Below are 16,387 nucleotides of genomic sequence, written 5' to 3' on the forward strand. Positions count from 1 at the left end.
CGCCGTACGAATCAGACAACCATTGCCTCAGTCGCTTTGGTCCTGCAGGTATCGCCACTCCGAATTCAGAAAAGGATGAGCGTATACGATTAATTACTGCCGTTCGTTCCTTTATCAACCCTTCCCGCTCTCGATGCAAAAGCAGTACTGCTTGCTGATCCGGGCTTTTGATTGGCACAAACCTCATTGTTGGCCTATCAACCGCCTCACAGATTGCTTCTGCATCCGCAACGTCAGTTTTATTCGTTTTTACGTAAGGCTTCACGAATTGTGGCGGTATTAATTTCACATCATGGCCAAGCTGTTTTATTTCCCTCGCCCAATAATGAGAACCACCACAAGCCTCCATCCCAACTAAGCAACTAGGTAACTTAGCCATAAATGGTAACAACTGATTACGTCGAAGCTTTTTACGAATTAAGCATTTCCCTCTGCTATCGCTGCCATGAANCCTGGCGAGAATCTATCGAGCTTGTAACAGCAACTAACTGATTTCATAAAGAAACCTTCCTTAGCAAGATCATTCCCTTCCAGAAAAGCGTGCGTGCACACTATTTCAGTTGCGGTGTGCCTACTATCTTGTAAACCTTATCTTGCAACCCGTTGATTCTATTAATGTTTAAAATATCACCAGTGGAGAATACAGGCAAGCCTGAAAGTAAAGCGTGCCTGTTATAAGGCCTTTTCGTGAATCATACTGGTTGTAATGACAGTATGTCTTTACATTGGAAAGGTTGGCCATTGTGGCTTGTCGGAGCGACCAAAAAAGCCGAGTGCAATTAAGCTTGCTTAGCAGCCGTTTTCTCAGCCCCTAGTCTTCTCAACCAATCCATTCGCTTGAAGGTCTGGTTAAAAAGTCGACATTAAAGCCATTAAGAACGTATATATTTTGTGTAAAACACGGTGAATGTTAGAAAAAACATACTTTTCTTGCTAGGATGTGTGAAAAGTAGATTAAATGTAGTAAATACTATTTGGAATAACCGTTATGGCGAACATTGAAGACCTCAGTACCGAAGAAATATTGGCCGTAGCCCTTGCTCGCTATCAGCAGCAGAAGAAGGAATTAACCCTGGCCAGCCAGGCAAAGAACCTCAAGCCGCTGGCTGAGGTGGGCGCCGTTGTAGCGCACGCAAGGAAGAATCAGGGGATGGATTCTCGTAGCGATCTGGCAGATCTGGCTGATGTTGCACTGAGTGTCGTTAACAGCATTGAGAACAGCGATGGTGATCTGAAGGTTCAGACCAATAAGTTGCTGAAGGTTCTGGATGCTTTGGGACTAAAGGTATGGATTGGGTGATGACGAATGAATAGAGCAGGGAGGGTCTATTTTAATGGGCGCCTGGCCGGCAGGCTGGAGCAGACAGAGGCTGGATTTACGTTTGCTTATGAGCGGGACTATCTGGCGGGCGGGACACCGATATCGTTCCGCATACCACTGCAAGCAGAAATATTTGAATATGATCAGCTACCGGTATTTTTTGCAGGCCTGGTGTCTGAGGGGTGGATGCGAAAACTGCAATCGAAAGAGCAGCATATCGATGAAAATGATGTGTTTGGGTTATTGCTCGCGAATGGTGAGGATCTGATTGGCGCTGTAACCGTATTGCCAGAAGGGCAGGGCAATGAGTAATAACAGCCGCTGTAAAATTACGCTGAAACCCTTAACCGGTAAAGAGAAGCAACCAGGCTACGTCGACCGTAGTGTTATCGGTTTGTTGGGTTCGGTTGCTGTAAAGCCAAGTCTGGATTTCACCCGCAGCGATTTTTTCCAGCAATCGGTGAAGCTGGTTGAGAAAATGTCGATTTCAGGTGTTCAGCAAAAGCTGTCATTAAAACTGGATGACTCCGCTAAATTGATCGCGACCAGTACCGGCGGTGAATATATTATTAAGCCCAGCCCGGAACAGTATCCAAATGCTGCAGAAAATGAGCACACGGCGATGGTTATCCACCAATATATGGGCATAGATACTGCTCTATGCGGACTGGTTCCGTTTGCCGATGATGAATTAGCCTACATCACCAAAAGGTTCGATAAAACGACTGGCGGAAAATTGCATCAAGAAGATTTGCTGCAATGCTTCGGTGAACCTGGGGTTGGCAAATACGACAAAACATACGAGGAAGCCGGTCGGTTGTTGCTTGAAATTACCAATGGCAAGAAAGCCGTTGTGCTCGATTACGTTAAGCGAGTCATCATGGCGTATGCGATTGGTAATAGTGATTTGCACCTTAAAAACCTCAGTGTGGTGCGTGTGGAAGATAACCCAACAATCTTCTATGACCGGCTGACTCCAAGTTATGACAACTTGTTCTGCGATATTTATAAAGAAATGGAAGGCGGGTTAAGCCAGTTGGCTCTGGGAGTTTTATTAGATCCAGAAGACGGAGATGAAGAATTCAGTAAGGCCCACGACCATTATGGATTCTATACCGGTTATGACTTCGTTCTTCTGGCAAAGCGCCTGGGAATATCTGTAAAACCAGTCATTAAATTTATCCAGAAGCTGGAGTCAGAGGTGGGTTCAATCGTAGAACTTATCAATGGAAGCTATATGTCCATTGAGATGAAAAGAAGAGCTGTAGAATTAGTGCGGGGCCGGATAGGCGCATTGAGTAAAACTGAGTTTAAATAAAAAAGCCGCTGGTAACTAACATTATCAACGGCTTTTTCGGGCATATTAACAGGTCAGGCTTTAGCCGCTTTTTCCGCGCGCAGCTTCTCAACCAAACCATTGGCCTGTTTGCAGGCCAAGCCATACACCGACAGTTGTGGGTTAGCACCGATGCTGGTCGGGAAGGCCGAGCCGTCGAATACCCACAGGTTGTCGAGGTAGTGGTATTTACCTTCGGAGTTGACCACGCAGGTGTCCAGGTCTTCACCCATACACAGGCCACCCATCACATGGGCGGAACCGGCGGTAAAGGCGTTAGGGCGGAATTCCAGTTGCTCGATGCCAGCCTTGGCTTCTTCCCAGCTGGTGAACCACGGTGAGTCGAGGTGCGAGCAGCGCACCGCTTTGGCTCCGGCGGCAAACTCAATTTCAGACATGGTCAGGAACGAGCGTTTAAAGCCATCCCACAGGTATTCGTTGAGTTCATAATTAACGATCGGGGAGCCGTCAGACGCCAGCTCAATTTCGCCGCCCTGGCTGTCAGCGTGGAAGCCATCGCGCATCAGCGCAATCATGGCGTGGGTGTTCGGCAGGTGCTGCATATCATCAAAATGACGCGCGCCGTGGCCCAGTAATAATACCGAGGCCAGGCCGGGTTGCAGTGGTGGCACTTCAAGTTTATAGCCGACCGGGCCATCCACACTTTGCCACTGAAAAGCGTCGGAATAAATAGATTGTGGCGCACCGTAATACGGGTCGATGGTTTCTTCGAAGCGGGCAAAGTTAAAGGCTACCGGGTGCAGGAAGGTACGTTTACCAACACGGTTTTTCGGGTCTGGTGCGTTGGAGCGCATCAATAACGCCGGGCCGTTAATACCACCACACGCCATGATCACGTGTGGTGCACGTGCCACCAGTTTGCTGCCGGTCGGGTTTTTATCCTCGCCTAAGACGGTGATTTCCACACCGCTGACTTTTTTGCCATCGAATAATAATTTTTCTGCCCGGGCAGAATACACCAGCTCAGAATTATTTTTTAATGCCCCGGGAATGGTGGTGACCAGCATGGATTGTTTGGCATTGGTCGGGCAACCGGTGCCGCAATACCCCAGGTTCCAGCAACCGGCAACATTACGTGGAATGACCTTCCAGTCGATGCCCAGTTTGGTGGCACCTTCGCTTAATACGGCGTTATTTTTGTTCGGCGGCACCTGCCAGTCGGCGATGTTTAAACGTTGTTCCATACGTTCGAACCAGGGGGCCATTTCTTCCGGGCTGAAGCCTTGGGTGGCGAAATTCTCGCTCCAGTAGTTCAGTGTTTCGTCCGGGGTGCGGAATGAGGAGGTCCAGTTGATCACGGTGGTGCCACCGACACAGCGACCCTGCAGGATCGACATGGCGCCGTCTTTACTCATGCGGCCGGCACTTTCCTGATACAGATCGCGGTAGGCTTCCCGCTCGTCCATTTTAAAGTCGTTGGTAGAACGCAGCGGGCCTTCTTCCAGCATCAGTACTTTAAAACCGGCTTCGGCCAGAATCTCGGCACTGGTGCCGCCACCAGCACCGGTACCAATAATAATAACGTCGGCGTCCAGACGGCTGCCATCGCTTAAGTCGGCGGCGTCATGTACCTGCCAGCCATCAGCCATGCCTTCCAGCATCGGATCATTAATGCCTGCTACAACCGGAATCGGAGGTGTTCTTTCAGTCATCTTGCTTATCTCTGTAAGTCTTTTATTAACAGCATTTCATTAACAGCTAGCTGTTAAGCGGGCATGGGTATTTTCTTTGGCGGCCCCGGATAACCGGATGCGACAAATGACTCCGGCTGAGAATACCAGCACATGGTAACCAGCTTACATAACGAGGCGTAGCCCATGTTTTTAATCGCCAGGCTGCTGTTTTTCCAGCTGTCGAGAAATGCTTCAATATCTGCCGCTGGCGCACCTTTCCAGCCAGACACCGGAGCACCGACTGCCAGCCGCAGTGGTGCAGAACTCATAATGCCAAATAGCTGTGATAACTGATCTTTGGAATATTGTTGCAGGGTATTAATTAATTCATCGAGTTTTCTGGTCAGCCGTAGCTGGGCATCTTCCAGCGTCAGTGACGCCGGATAAGCCTGAAGCAGAATGACCGGCGCAATGGCATTAACAAATTCAATGTCGTCGGCGGTTAAAAAGGTATAACCACCGTTGCTGTCGGGTTGGCGGGAGCAGCCGGTCATCATTGCCAGGCCGGAGCCCATGGATAACACGGCGGCGCTGCTTGCGCTGAGTTTCATAAAACCGCGGCGCGAAACCTGAGTTGTCATGAAGGTAGTCTCTTTATCGTTATATTTTTATGGAGCCGTTAGTTAACGGATAAATAGTTTATAAATTAATTTATGAATGGCGGTGCCATAGGGTGGATAAATAAACCGGCCGCTGTTAAAGCGTCCTTTTTTATGAATCGCTTTGGCTTTTGATAAGGCAATAAACCCTTCTTTGCCATGATAATGACCCATGCCCGACGGGCCAATGCCTCCAAATGGCATATCGTCCTGGGCGATGTGCATCAGGGTATCGTTAATGCTGACACCACCGGCGTGGGTGTGGGTCAGGATTTTATCCTGCACATTTTTATCGTAACTGAAAATATACAGCGCCAGTGGCCGGTCCCGGTCGTTGATGTAATCAATCGCTTCATCCAGCGATTTGTAGGTCACGATGGGTAAGATCGGGCCGAATAATTCCTGCTGTAATACCTGCATATCGTCGCTGCCGTTTTCGACAATATGCAGCGGCATTTTCCGGGTGCCGGAAAAATCTTCATTTTTCGGGTTAACCACGGTGATTCTGGCGCCTTTTTCTTCAGCGTCTTTTACCCAGGCCTGCAGTCGCTGATGCTGGCGCTCGTTAACCACCGCCGTGTAGTTATCGTTGTCGCGTACCGTGGGATACATTTTGGCGAAGGTGGCCTGGTAGGCATCGATAAACTCCTGTTGCTTGCCTTCCGGCAGCAGGATGTAGTCAGGTGCGATACAGGTCTGGCCGGCGTTTAATGATTTACCAAAGGCGATACGTTCAACCGCATCTTTGATATTCATCCCCGGAGCAATCAGGGTGGGGGACTTTCCGCCCAGTTCCAGCGTTACCGGTGTCAGGTTTTTTGCCGCGGCCGCCATGACAATTTTGCCGACCGCAGTGGAGCCGGTGAATACCAGGTGGTCCCAGGCCAGCTCGGAAAAGGCTGAAGAGACTTCCACTTCACCTTCTACCAGCGCTACCTGAGTTTCGTCGAACACTTCCGCCAGCAGGGTTTTCAGCGCGCTGTTGGTATTCGGGGTGAATTCCGACATTTTGATCATGGCACGGTTACCGGCTGCCAGCGCCGTCATCAATGGCACCAGTGCCAGCTGGATCGGGTAATTCCAAGGCACCATGATGCCTACCACGCCCAGTGGCTGATACATCACCTGGTTTCCAGAGGGCGCATGCAACATGGCAACATGGCGTTTTTCCGGCTTCATCCAGCGCCGCAGACGGGCCTTGGCGTAGTTGATGCCTTCCGCCGTGGTCATGATTTCGGCAATTTTGGTTTCATCTCTGGAGCGGCAGCTGAAGTCCTGATATACGGCTTCGGCCAATGCGTCCTGGTGCTGCAGCAGGGCTTTTTTCAGTGCGTTCAGCTGGCTGATACGCTCATCGGCGCTGGGCATCGGATTGGCACGGAAGGCTTGCTTCTGCTGGCGAAACAGGGAGGTCATGCGTTCCAGTTCGGCATGGGCCTGGTGGATATCAGTAACAGTCGCGACCATGTTGGGCTCCTCGGCTGACGCTTGGCTGGTCAGTTTTTTTTCTGATGAGTTTGCATTATTAGAGCTATTACTCTAAAACGTCAACAGGCAGAGTGCACAATGGCCGCAGCGGAATACAAATTGGCCTGTTTAAACGCGCGCCGGGTTACATGTTATAGTCCGCGCGCCTGTTGACCCCGGAGCCCGAGAACCTGAATGAGTACCAAACAGCGAATCCTGGAAGCCGCCCTGACCCTGTTTAATGATCAGGGGGAGCGGGCAGTGACCACTAATCACATCGCCGCGCATCTGAATATTTCTCCGGGCAATTTGTATTACCACTTCAAAAACAAGCAGGCGATTATTTTTGAGTTGTTTCTGGCCTATGAAACCCGGGTGCTGGAGTACCTCAGCGTACCCGACGACCGGCCACTGACCGCAGCCGATAAAGTGAATTATCTGAAAGATGTGTTTACCGGTCTGTGGCAATACCGCTTTATGCATCGTGATATGGAACATCTGCTGAACGCTGATGACGCTTTGCACGCGCGGTACCGTGAGTTTTTTCAGCTGTGTCTGGAACAGGTGCGGAAAATTTATCGTGGCTTGCGGGCGGTAGGCATGATTGAACTGAACGATGATGACGTCGATGCACTGGCGTTAAACACCTGGATTGTGGTGACCAGCTGGTTCTCGTTTTTGCGTTGTAACCTGATGGAAGAAAATCAGCAGGATATTACGCTGGAGATGTTATGGGGCGGCATCTATCAGATCTTTGCGCTGGAACGGCCGTTCCTGACCGACGATTACCGCGCTGAAATTCTCCGGCTGCAGCAACAGTTGTCGCCGAAGCCGGATTGGTTATCCTAGTTTGATTCGATTATTGGTGGGGGGCGCTTCGCTTGCCCACCCTACAACGATTCATTTTCCAGACATTATTTAATCCCGTAGGCCGGATAAGCGCAGTGCTATCCGGAAATGCCGGAATGCGCCGATGACGAAATCAGCCAAAGCGTTGCTGCAGATACGCAATGATATCACCGGACTCGTACATCCAGATATCGTCTTTACCCGCTTCAGTGATACGTAAGCACGGTACTTTGATTTTACCGCCCTGTTGCTCCAGCTCGCGGCGGGCGCTGGCGTTATTCATCGCGTTACGTTTTTCGATGGTCAGACCGAGGCGGTGAATGGCACGGCGGGTTTTGATACAGAACGGGCAGGCGGTGAACTGATACAACGCCATATTGGCGGTTTGTGCATCGACATCCGCTTGTTCGGCGGCGGGTCGCTGCTGACCCTTGCCGCGGCTGATCAGATCCAGGCCGGCGATACTGTAGCCCAATACATTACGGGTAATCTTTAACAACATAAGATAAACCTGAGGTCTCGCTGAAAAGCCGCGATTGTAGCAGCGCGGCTTCGTCAGGTCTTGTTGGCTTACAGGGTAACCACCCGCACCGCCAGAGCGATAAAAATCACCCCGGTGATCTGATTAATCCGTTGTGAGTGACGCGACAATACCGCCAGCAACCCCATACGGCTTAATACCAGTGCAACCAGTACGTACCAGCAGGCATCAATCAGTGTCACGGTGCTGACCATGATCAGCTGATCGGTTGGAGTGTGGTCGGTGGAAATAAACTGCGAGAACAACGCCAGAAAAAAGATGGCCAGTTTCGGATTCAGTAGCGAAATCATCAGGCCGTCGCGGGCGGCTTCCAGGTAGGCGCTGTGGCCGCTGGTCAGTGGTTTGATCTGGCTGCGCCCAGCGCGTAACGCCTGAATCCCCATCCACGCCAGATAGGCCGCACCGGCATAGGTCAGAATACTGAATGTAAGTGGTGACTCACTTACCAGCACACCCAGGCCAAAGATGGTCAGCAACGCCCACAAGGCCACGCCCAGTGCATGGCTGATACCGGCTACCATGCCGTGGCTGGCATCGTTGTTCATGCTCTGTTTTAACACCACGGCCAGACTGGGGCCGGGTGATAAGGCACCCAGAATGCAGATCGCCACCAGAGATAACCAGTTTGTCAGAGTCATGACCATAAACCTTGTGAACCTTTGTGCACAGAATAATAGGGGATTGCTGCGGTTAAAGGCTATGGTAGGTGCAGCCCGGCCGCTGCGGAAATGAAACCTCGCGATAACCCTTATGACGGAATTGCATAGCGGTTAAAATAGTCGCTTCCCGGCGTGACGACGGGCGCAAACGATCAAACAAAAAAGGTAGCTATGGCGGAGTCATCGGGTTCTTCACAGCGGTCTGGCAGCGGGGTTTCCCGGGGCGATTCTTCCAGGCGCGATTTTTCCGGGAGAGAGTTCTATCGCCGCGGTCCCGATCACCAGCAGCTGCTGGGTGGTGTGATTCCCGATTTTCTCACTATTCGCCAGCTGTTTGGTTTTCGCTCGGTAGATATTGGCCGCTGGGTCAGCAACCGTGAGCAGGAAAAAGCCGCGGCGCTGTTTTTTGATGCGCTGTGTGACCTTAGCCAGTTATTAATGGGGCCGGGGTTTGCCACCCCAAAAGTACTGAAAATACGCCGCCAGCTGATTTCATTACGTTCCACGCTTGGGCTGCAATACGGTACCGGTGGCCGCCCCGGAGTGGCCGCTCACTACTCGCCGTTGCAGCGCACTTTCGCACTGGCAAAAAATGCCGGGCCGGGCAGCATTGCCCATGAATGGTTTCACGCCTTTGATCATTATGTGGCCGATAAACTGTTCGTTGATCAGCCGCTGGCAGCTGGGCCACGGTTTGCGTCGCGGCTGTGGGTCGAGGATGCCGAGACCCGCGAACACCCGCTTAACCAGCGCTTACAGGCCTGTTATCAGGCGATTTTAATCAGTGACGATGGCTCCGGCCCATCGACTTTGTTGCAGCAATCGCTGGCCGCCGATAAAGCCAATGGCAGCCGTTATTACAGCCAGCCGGAAGAAATATGTGCCCGGGCGTTTGAAGCCTTTATTCAGGACGGCAGCATTAAAAATAATTTTCTGGTGGCGGGCAGTAAGCAATCCGCGGAAGCGAAATTCGGGTTATACCCACAAGGGCAACAACGGCTGCGCATTAACGCCGCCTTTGCTCATTATTTTACCGGTCTGTGTCAGGCACTGGCGGCCAGTGGTTAAAAGCATTGAGGTTATTGCCCGGGGCCGGGTTTATTGGCGCGCGACATGGGTGAATACATCGACGAGGTGATTTCATCGGCAATGCTGTTACGCAGCCAGCTGTGTGCCGGGTCCTGTTCATGGCTGTTATGCCAGCATAAATGATAACGATTGGCCGGGCCGGTTTGCGGCAACGCGTTATAGGCCAGCGGAAAATGTTGGCTGGCGGTATGAGCGATGTGTTCCGGCACAATCATCAGATAATCACTGCTGGCTACCGCCGCAAAGGCGGCGGAAAAAAACGGCACCTCAAACACAATGCGGCGGCTGAGACCTTGTTGCTCCAGCTGTTTATCAAAAAACGAATCTTTATCGCCGCCGCTGTTTAATTTGACAAAGTTGTAGCGGCACAAGGCATCGGCACTGATCGTCGGTTGCCGGGTTAGCGGGTGGTCGCTGACCATCAGGCATACGGAATCGTCCTGGCCGAGATAAATACCGTTTAACCCGGCGGGTAATTCGGCGATGGTGGTGGAAACAAAATCCAGTGGCAGCTGTCCCAGTTGGGGTAATTGCTCCGGTTTCCAGACGTGATACACCAGGTCGATGCCGGGGGCCTGTTGTTTTAACCGTTGCAGCACGCCGGGGAAAATAAACTGGGCGACATAATCGGTGCAGGCGAAACTGAAACGGCGCTGGCAGGTGTCCGGGCGGAATTCATCGTCTTTCAGGGTGTCGACGTCATTGAGAATGGCCTGAACCTTGGGCAATAACTGTTTTGCCCGGGCGCTGAGCAGGTAGTCATTTTGTTCGCGGATCAGTAGTGGGTCGGCAAAAAAATCGCGCAGCTGGCTGAGCTGGCGGCTCATCGCCGATTGTGTCAGGTGTAAACGGCTGGCCGCCTGGGTGACGCTGCGGCATTCCAGCAGCACCACCAGGGCGCGTAATAAATTCAGATTTAAACGTTCCACACACAGCTTCTCAGATCGGGGGGATGGGGCTATTTTAGCAGGCTGGTGTTCGCTGCGGCAGTTCAGTAAGCTGCGGGTGTCTTAACACTGAAACCTGCCGATGGGGCTGCTTTTTTATTGGCAACCCCAGCGACTTACAGCGGTTTATAGTGGCTTACAGCGGTTTATAGCGAAAGCGCTAAGCGTGTTCCCTGATCAATCGCACGTTTGGCATCCAGTTCCGCTGCGACGTCAGCACCACCAATTAAGTGATACGACTTCTCCAGGCCTTCGGTTAATGCACGGGCAGGGTCCTGACCGGCGCAGATCACCACGTTATCCACTTCCAGCACTTTCACTTCCTCGCCAACCCGAATATGCAGACCCTGATCGTCGATTTTGAGGTATTCACACCCAGGGATCATCTGTACGCCTTTATTTTTCAGGCCGGTACGGTGAATCCAGCCTGTGGTTTTACCCAGCTTGCCACCGACCTTGGAGGTTTTACGTTGCAGCAGATAAATATTACGTTCGCTGGCACCTGGCTGGGCCTCGACACCTTCGATACCGCCGCGCGCGGCCAGCGTCATATCGACGCCCCATTCTTTCATAAAGGCCGGGATATTCTGGCTGGTGGCTTCACCGGAGTGTGCCAGATATTCAGACACGTCAAAACCAATACCGCCGGCGCCAATTACTGCGACGTTTATACCCACCGGTTTTTTATCGCGTAATACATCCAGGTAGCTCAGTACTTTATCGTGATCGATACCTTCGATATCCGGCGTGCGTGGATTAATACCGGTGGCGAGAATCACCTCGTCGAAATCACTGGCGTTTAATTGCTCCACCGAAATCGGGCTGTTGAGTTCCAGTTTAACGCCGGTTAATTCAATTTGTTTTTTGAAATAACGCAGGGTTTCATAAAACTCCTCTTTACCCGGAACCTGTTTGGCCACATTAAACTGACCACCAATGTCGCTGGCGGCATCAAACAGAGTAACGTCATGACCGCGTTCAGCGGCGGTGGTGGAAAACGCCAGCCCCGCCGGACCGGCACCAATGACGGCAATTTTTTTCGGCTGTGCGGCATCGGTCATGATCATTTCGGTTTCATGGCAGGCGCGCGGATTGACCAGACACGAGGTTAACTTACCGCTGAAGACATGGTCGAGACAGGCCTGGTTACAACCAATGCAGGTATTAATTTCGTCGGCGCGCCCCTGCTCGGCTTTTTGCACAAACAACGGGTCGGCCAGGAATGGGCGCGCCATCGAGACCATATCGGCATCGCCACGCTGCAATACTTCTTCCGCCACTTCCGGGGTGTTAATACGGTTTGAAGTAATTACCGGAATGCTCAGCTGATCGCGGAATTTTGCCGTTACCCAGGTAAACGCCGCACGCGGTACCTTGGTGGCAATGGTAGGGATTCGCGCTTCGTGCCAGCCGATGCCAGTGTTAATAATAGTGGCACCGGCCTGCTCGATGGCTTTACCCAGCGCCAGCGCTTCTTCATAAGTGCTGCCACCTTCTACCAGGTCGAGCATGGATAAACGGTAAATAATAATAAAGTGTTCACCCACGGCTTCGCGGGTGCGGCGTACCACCTCCACCGCTAAGCGCATGCGGTTTTCATATTCGCCACCCCAGGCGTCGTCACGCTGGTTGGTGCGTTGCGCCAGAAACTGGTTAATAAAATAACCTTCCGAACCCATAATTTCGACGCCGTCGTAACCGCCGATCTGGGCGTATTTTGCCAGCTGTACGATGTCGTTAATTTCGTTGTCGATGTCATCCGCGGGCAGTTCACGTGGCTTAAACGGATTAATCGGCGCCTGAATCGCCGACGGAGCCACCGCGTTGGGGTTAAAGGCATAACGGCCGGTGTGCAGAATCTGCATACAGATTTTGCCGTCTTCGGCGTGTACTGCATCGGTAATCACGCGGTGTTCTTTGGCGTGTTCTTCGCTGTCGATGATATTGGTTTGCGGATGGGTCGCGGCATGGGCGCTGGGGCCAAAACCACCGGTGACAATCAGGCTGACGCCACCGCGGGCACGTTCAGCAAAAAACGCCGCCATTCTTTCCAGGCCGTTTTTTTCTTCTTCCAGACCGGTGTGCATGGAGCCCATTAATACGCGGTTTTTCAGGGTGGTGAAGCCTAAATCCAGGGGCTCCAGCAGCTTGGGATAATGTGGATTTGTCATAGTGCTCTCATCGTTGTAACGGTTGTGGGTCGTTATCGTTATGGCTTGAGTATCGCAGGGAACAAATCATCGCGCCTTATCATTTGTTAAGGAAGGGTGTTTGGAACGGTCCTTAGCCGGCTGTTATTCGTGTATGGATGTGGTACAACCTGCGACGACCCTCCGCAGACAGGAAATCAGCATGAAGTTTTACCGTTATTGGTCAGAAAGTAAGCACCACATCCGGGTGGCCGGCCGTGATAAGGAAATCCGTCTGCTGACGGGTTCCGCAGTGTCTGAACAGGATGCGTTACGTGAGGCAGAACAACAGGCACGCCTGATTGAGCAACGTATCGCCAGCGGTGAAGAAAAACAGCAATACGAAACGGCCATTAAAGAGTTTATCAGCGAACAACTCGACGATCAGAATGTGGTCAGCGTGTGTCGATACGGCGCTAAAATTCTGAACAGCAGCCAGTATACCTTTTACGATATCGATCACGTGCGTTATGGCCTGTTCGACTTTTTTAAAGGTCTGCATAAACTGACGCCAAAACAACGTATGGCGCGGCACTTTACCGATGTTGCGAAAAAGTTTCCGCAGCTGGGTACAGACTTCCGGATTTATGAAACGGCGAAAGGTATCCGGGTGATTGGCCGGCAATATCTCGATCCAACGGCGGCCAGCAGTGCCAGAATCATGGCCAGACTGAATGTTGACTGGCTCTATACGAAACTGTCGCGTAAGCAGCAGTGTTATCGTGCTCGTTTAACGCCAAAACCCTTCCGTATGAAAATCAAAACCATCCGCGTGCGCAGCCCGCTGATGTGCCAAACCGATGAATACCGGCAATGGGATGATATGTACCGCCAGGCGGCCAGCCGTTATGCGGTGGTTAACTTTGTTGAAGCCATCGGCCGGGACTTTGCTCAGGAGCCGGTGATTCGTTATCACGACGATTGTTGCCAGGCGCATTCACAGCTGAAGCTGGCCTGAGGGATTATTGTCTGACAGATCATGGATTATCAGTATGAAGATCCAAACACCTGGAAGGGCCTTAATCTTTTAGGGTTTGCGCTGATGGAAGTCAGAGAGCAGCTGAACAACCAGCAAGATGCCTAACCTCCCGGATCAGTGCTTTGATTGGTCGCTGACTGTTTGTATAAACAGCCTAATTCCGGTGTTTTCAGGAAAGCGGGCACGCTTTGTTTTCGTGCTTGCCTGTTAATTCAGGCGGTGATAATTTAAACATTAAAGAAATCAGTGGTTTACGGACGTGGTTTACAAGATAGTAGGCATCCCGTAGCCGAAATAGTGTGCGCGCACGCTTTTCTGGAAAGGAGTTGTCTTGCTAAGGAAGGTTTCTCAATGAAATCAGTTAGTTACACGACCAATCTCGAAAGAATCTCGCCAGAATATCAGGCGTGCACACGAATAAGCTGTTATGAAATCTAGGAGACCGAATCGTGAAGGTTGTTCAGATAGAAGAAGAAACCGTAAATGGGATCAAAGTTCGCACAAAGAACGCTGATGAGATGAACCCTGATTCATCAAAAATATCGGGGCTTTGGCAGCATTTTTATGGCGATATTGCTCCAAAGCTGAAAAGAGAAGCGAGAGTTTTTGGTGTTTACTGCAACTATGAGTCAGATTTCACCGGTGAATTTGATGTGGTAGCCGGTTCTGATATGTTTGAAGGTGGCGTTGACTCTGTCACGATTCAGGCAGGGAAATATTTGGTTTTTGAAGGAAAGGGGAGCCTGCCACAGGCTGTTATAGATACTTGGTCGGAGATCTGGCGGTACTTTAGTTCAGGCGAGCCAGAATATGTTCGTGCTTATACTACTGACTTTGAGCTGTACAAAAGTGATAGCGAAATCCAGATATACATCGCTATCAAGTAGATTTCATAACAAGGCCAATCACAGCGACAGCTTTTCCGTTGCGGCTTCGCCTCCACTACAAAGCTGCGCGTGTTGGCGGCGTTATACGCAATCCAAAACTCGAAGTACAACTTGAAAATCAGGAATAATATGACATACGAAAGTCACGATCTAAAAAAACCCGTTGAATCTGACGATTATCAAGAGTGTTCAGAATTTGTTGTGTCATCTATTGAGTCAATAATGAAAGAGGCCATGGATACGGGAAAAAACAGAATCGAAATAAATACAAATCTAAAACTTGGCATTCCCATGGAGAATGTCAATAAAATTGCAGGACCATTTGTAGAAGCATGGGCATTTGAAATATTCACAGAGTCCTTGGAGGATGGGGAGAACAAGTACGATCTGATAAATGTCGAGGCCGGTGAGCGCCTAAACATGGCTGACGTAATTCTTCAATTCAAAAAGACCCGAAAGCGAAGTAGTGCTGTGACTGGTCACGTAGATGTCAAAGCCACATCCAAAGATATAGAAGGAAGCGGGAAATCGCCTAACATCACTTCATACGCGAGGATACGATCTGCGTACGTCAAAGACCCTGATTTCATATTCATCATTCTTTCAATTAAGCATAGGGTATTCAGCGCCCGCGATGAAGAGACTAAAATGATGATGGGTGTTATGGAGGTTGTGGATTTTAATGCTTACGACCTTAAATACTTATCTGATAGCGATATTAGCTATAATCCAGCACTTGGCACAGGTCAAATTCAGGTTAGGGATATTCATTACGTTACCATCGTAAAAAGAACTACTTGGGAGTTTTGCCAGCTTCTAGATAAGAAGTTTATCGCTTCTAAAAAAGGCTATGGGCAATGGCTTGAATACGCACAGCAAAATAACTGGATTAAGTAATAATGAGTGGTATTGAAATTAAATGCGGCGACGCGATCAGTTTGCTTAAAGAGCTTCCAGATAGCTCAATAAATCTAATAGTTGCTGACCCGCCATATAATCTAGGCAAGGACTACGGCAATAACCATGATCTAAAGGGCTTCGATGATTACCTAGAATTTACAAGGCAGTGGACATCCGAGGCCAAAAGAGTTTTAAAAGATGATGGTTCAATGTATGTGTTTATGGGTGTGAGATTCATTTCATATCTCTATGACATTTTAGATAGGGAGCAAGAGCTATTCTTCAATAGCTGGGTTGTTTGGCATTACACTCAGGGCTTGGGAAAAACGAAAGGATTTTCTCCCCGTCATGACGATATTTTGGTTTTTAATAAAACTAAAAACTTCAAGTTCAATCTTGATGATGTAAGGGTGCCCCAAAAATACTATAGGGCTAGAAACAATATGAGGGGCGCGAACCCTGGTGATGTTTGGAAATTTTCACATGTCCACTACAGTAACCCAAACAGGCAGAATCACCCAACACAGAAGCCTGAAGGTCTTATCGAAAGAATGATTTTGGCTTCTAGTGATAGAGGCGATACAGTCCTTGATCCATTTTCAGGTAGTGGTACTACCTTACGAGTTTGTCAGCAGCTAGGGAGAAAAGGTGTTGGTTTTGAATTAAATCCAGAATACGTTGAAATGACAAAAGCAAGATTGTCAGAGCCATTTAATGGGTTTGATAGTGTAGACCCAAGAATGGAGCGCGTACCTAATGACCTTAGAAAGCCTGAGATTCGCGATGAATATCTAGCCAATCATATAAATTGGTTTTTAAAAAATCATGAGAATGCGATTGATGTTTTTACTAAAGCTGTCAAAGAAAAGTATGGAGTGCTTCTAGAAGCTAAAGGTGAATCAAAAAGCAAGCAGGACGAGCTTTTTTAAT

Annotated in this window: 17 protein-coding genes; 9 read left to right on the plus strand and 8 right to left on the minus strand. The window is 50.0% G+C overall.

Going from position 1 to position 16,387, the window contains the following annotated elements; genetic code table 11:
- A partial coding sequence (locus tag ACFOMG_RS10655) for an IS110 family transposase (protein WP_376866637.1) occupies positions 1–463 on the minus strand: 463 nt, incomplete at its 3' end.
- A gap of 525 nt (positions 464–988) precedes the next feature.
- On the opposite strand from ACFOMG_RS10655, the gene ACFOMG_RS10660 reads away from it, so the two are divergent.
- Genes ACFOMG_RS10660 through ACFOMG_RS10670 form a run of 3 tightly spaced genes read left to right on the plus strand, consistent with a single transcriptional unit; the run spans position 989 to position 2,639 of the window.
- Entirely contained in the window at positions 989–1,300 is a 312-nt protein-coding gene (locus ACFOMG_RS10660; protein ID WP_376866551.1) for a hypothetical protein, read from the plus strand.
- Positions 1,301–1,306: 6 nt separating this feature from the next.
- Positions 1,307–1,633, plus strand: a complete 327-nt coding sequence (locus ACFOMG_RS10665; RefSeq protein ID WP_376866553.1) for a HipA N-terminal domain-containing protein — start codon at positions 1,307–1,309, stop codon at positions 1,631–1,633.
- The gene (locus tag ACFOMG_RS10670) at positions 1,626–2,639 is read left to right on the plus strand and encodes a type II toxin-antitoxin system HipA family toxin (protein WP_376866554.1); all 1,014 of its coding nucleotides are present in this window, start codon (positions 1,626–1,628) and stop codon (positions 2,637–2,639) included. The genes ACFOMG_RS10665 and ACFOMG_RS10670 overlap by 8 nt, the downstream gene beginning before the upstream one ends.
- Positions 2,640–2,692: 53 nt before the next feature.
- Here ACFOMG_RS10670 and ACFOMG_RS10675 read toward each other — a convergent pair whose 3' ends face one another.
- From ACFOMG_RS10675 to ACFOMG_RS10685, 3 genes are read right to left on the minus strand one after another with little or no spacing between them, the layout of a single operon-like run.
- Complete coding sequence (locus ACFOMG_RS10675; RefSeq protein WP_376866555.1) at positions 2,693–4,330, minus strand: GMC family oxidoreductase; 1,638 nt, start codon at positions 4,328–4,330, stop codon at positions 2,693–2,695.
- 53 nt (positions 4,331–4,383) lie between these two features.
- Positions 4,384–4,932 (minus strand): twin-arginine translocation signal domain-containing protein, encoded by a 549-nt coding sequence (locus ACFOMG_RS10680; protein ID WP_376866556.1) that lies wholly within the window; start codon positions 4,930–4,932, stop codon positions 4,384–4,386.
- Between the two features lie 42 nt (positions 4,933–4,974).
- Positions 4,975–6,417: a coniferyl aldehyde dehydrogenase gene (locus ACFOMG_RS10685; RefSeq protein WP_376866557.1), complete on the minus strand. Its 1,443-nt coding sequence runs from the start codon at positions 6,415–6,417 to the stop codon at positions 4,975–4,977.
- A gap of 195 nt (positions 6,418–6,612) precedes the next feature.
- On the opposite strand from ACFOMG_RS10685, the gene ACFOMG_RS10690 reads away from it, so the two are divergent.
- Complete coding sequence (locus tag ACFOMG_RS10690) at positions 6,613–7,266, plus strand: TetR/AcrR family transcriptional regulator (RefSeq protein WP_376866559.1); 654 nt, start codon at positions 6,613–6,615, stop codon at positions 7,264–7,266.
- Between the two features lie 133 nt (positions 7,267–7,399).
- Here ACFOMG_RS10690 and ACFOMG_RS10695 read toward each other — a convergent pair whose 3' ends face one another.
- Positions 7,400–7,768: a glutaredoxin family protein gene (locus ACFOMG_RS10695; RefSeq protein ID WP_376866560.1), complete on the minus strand. Its 369-nt coding sequence runs from the start codon at positions 7,766–7,768 to the stop codon at positions 7,400–7,402.
- Between the two features lie 68 nt (positions 7,769–7,836).
- Entirely contained in the window at positions 7,837–8,445 is a 609-nt protein-coding gene (locus ACFOMG_RS10700) for a LysE family translocator (RefSeq protein ID WP_376866562.1), read from the minus strand.
- Positions 8,446–8,637: 192 nt separating this feature from the next.
- Here ACFOMG_RS10700 and ACFOMG_RS10705 point away from each other — a divergent pair, with 192 nt between their 5' ends.
- Complete coding sequence (locus ACFOMG_RS10705; RefSeq protein ID WP_376866563.1) at positions 8,638–9,534, plus strand: CLCA_X family protein; 897 nt, start codon at positions 8,638–8,640, stop codon at positions 9,532–9,534.
- Between the two features lie 11 nt (positions 9,535–9,545).
- Here ACFOMG_RS10705 and ACFOMG_RS10710 read toward each other — a convergent pair whose 3' ends face one another.
- Both ACFOMG_RS10710 and ACFOMG_RS10715 read right to left on the minus strand, forming a co-directional pair.
- Positions 9,546–10,484, minus strand: coding sequence for a LysR family transcriptional regulator (locus ACFOMG_RS10710; protein ID WP_376866564.1), 939 nt, complete (start codon positions 10,482–10,484; stop codon positions 9,546–9,548).
- A gap of 164 nt (positions 10,485–10,648) precedes the next feature.
- Positions 10,649–12,673, minus strand: a complete 2,025-nt coding sequence (locus tag ACFOMG_RS10715) for an oxidoreductase (RefSeq protein ID WP_376866566.1) — start codon at positions 12,671–12,673, stop codon at positions 10,649–10,651.
- A gap of 181 nt (positions 12,674–12,854) precedes the next feature.
- On the opposite strand from ACFOMG_RS10715, the gene ACFOMG_RS10720 reads away from it, so the two are divergent.
- From ACFOMG_RS10720 to ACFOMG_RS10735, 4 genes are all read left to right on the plus strand, one after another.
- Positions 12,855–13,649, plus strand: coding sequence for a hypothetical protein (locus ACFOMG_RS10720; RefSeq protein WP_376866567.1), 795 nt, complete (start codon positions 12,855–12,857; stop codon positions 13,647–13,649).
- A gap of 470 nt (positions 13,650–14,119) precedes the next feature.
- Complete coding sequence (locus ACFOMG_RS10725; protein WP_200367946.1) at positions 14,120–14,557, plus strand: GyrI-like domain-containing protein; 438 nt, start codon at positions 14,120–14,122, stop codon at positions 14,555–14,557.
- Between the two features lie 129 nt (positions 14,558–14,686).
- On the plus strand, positions 14,687–15,454 hold the full coding sequence (locus ACFOMG_RS10730) for a hypothetical protein (RefSeq protein ID WP_376866568.1): 768 nt from the start codon (positions 14,687–14,689) through the stop codon (positions 15,452–15,454).
- 2 nt (positions 15,455–15,456) lie between these two features.
- On the plus strand, positions 15,457–16,386 hold the full coding sequence (locus tag ACFOMG_RS10735) for a DNA-methyltransferase (RefSeq protein ID WP_376866569.1): 930 nt from the start codon (positions 15,457–15,459) through the stop codon (positions 16,384–16,386).
- Position 16,387: the final 1 nt, after the last annotated feature.

This window comes from Bacterioplanoides pacificum, from assembly GCF_042648445.1.
Lineage (GTDB): Bacteria > Pseudomonadota > Gammaproteobacteria > Pseudomonadales > Oceanobacteraceae > Bacterioplanoides > Bacterioplanoides pacificum.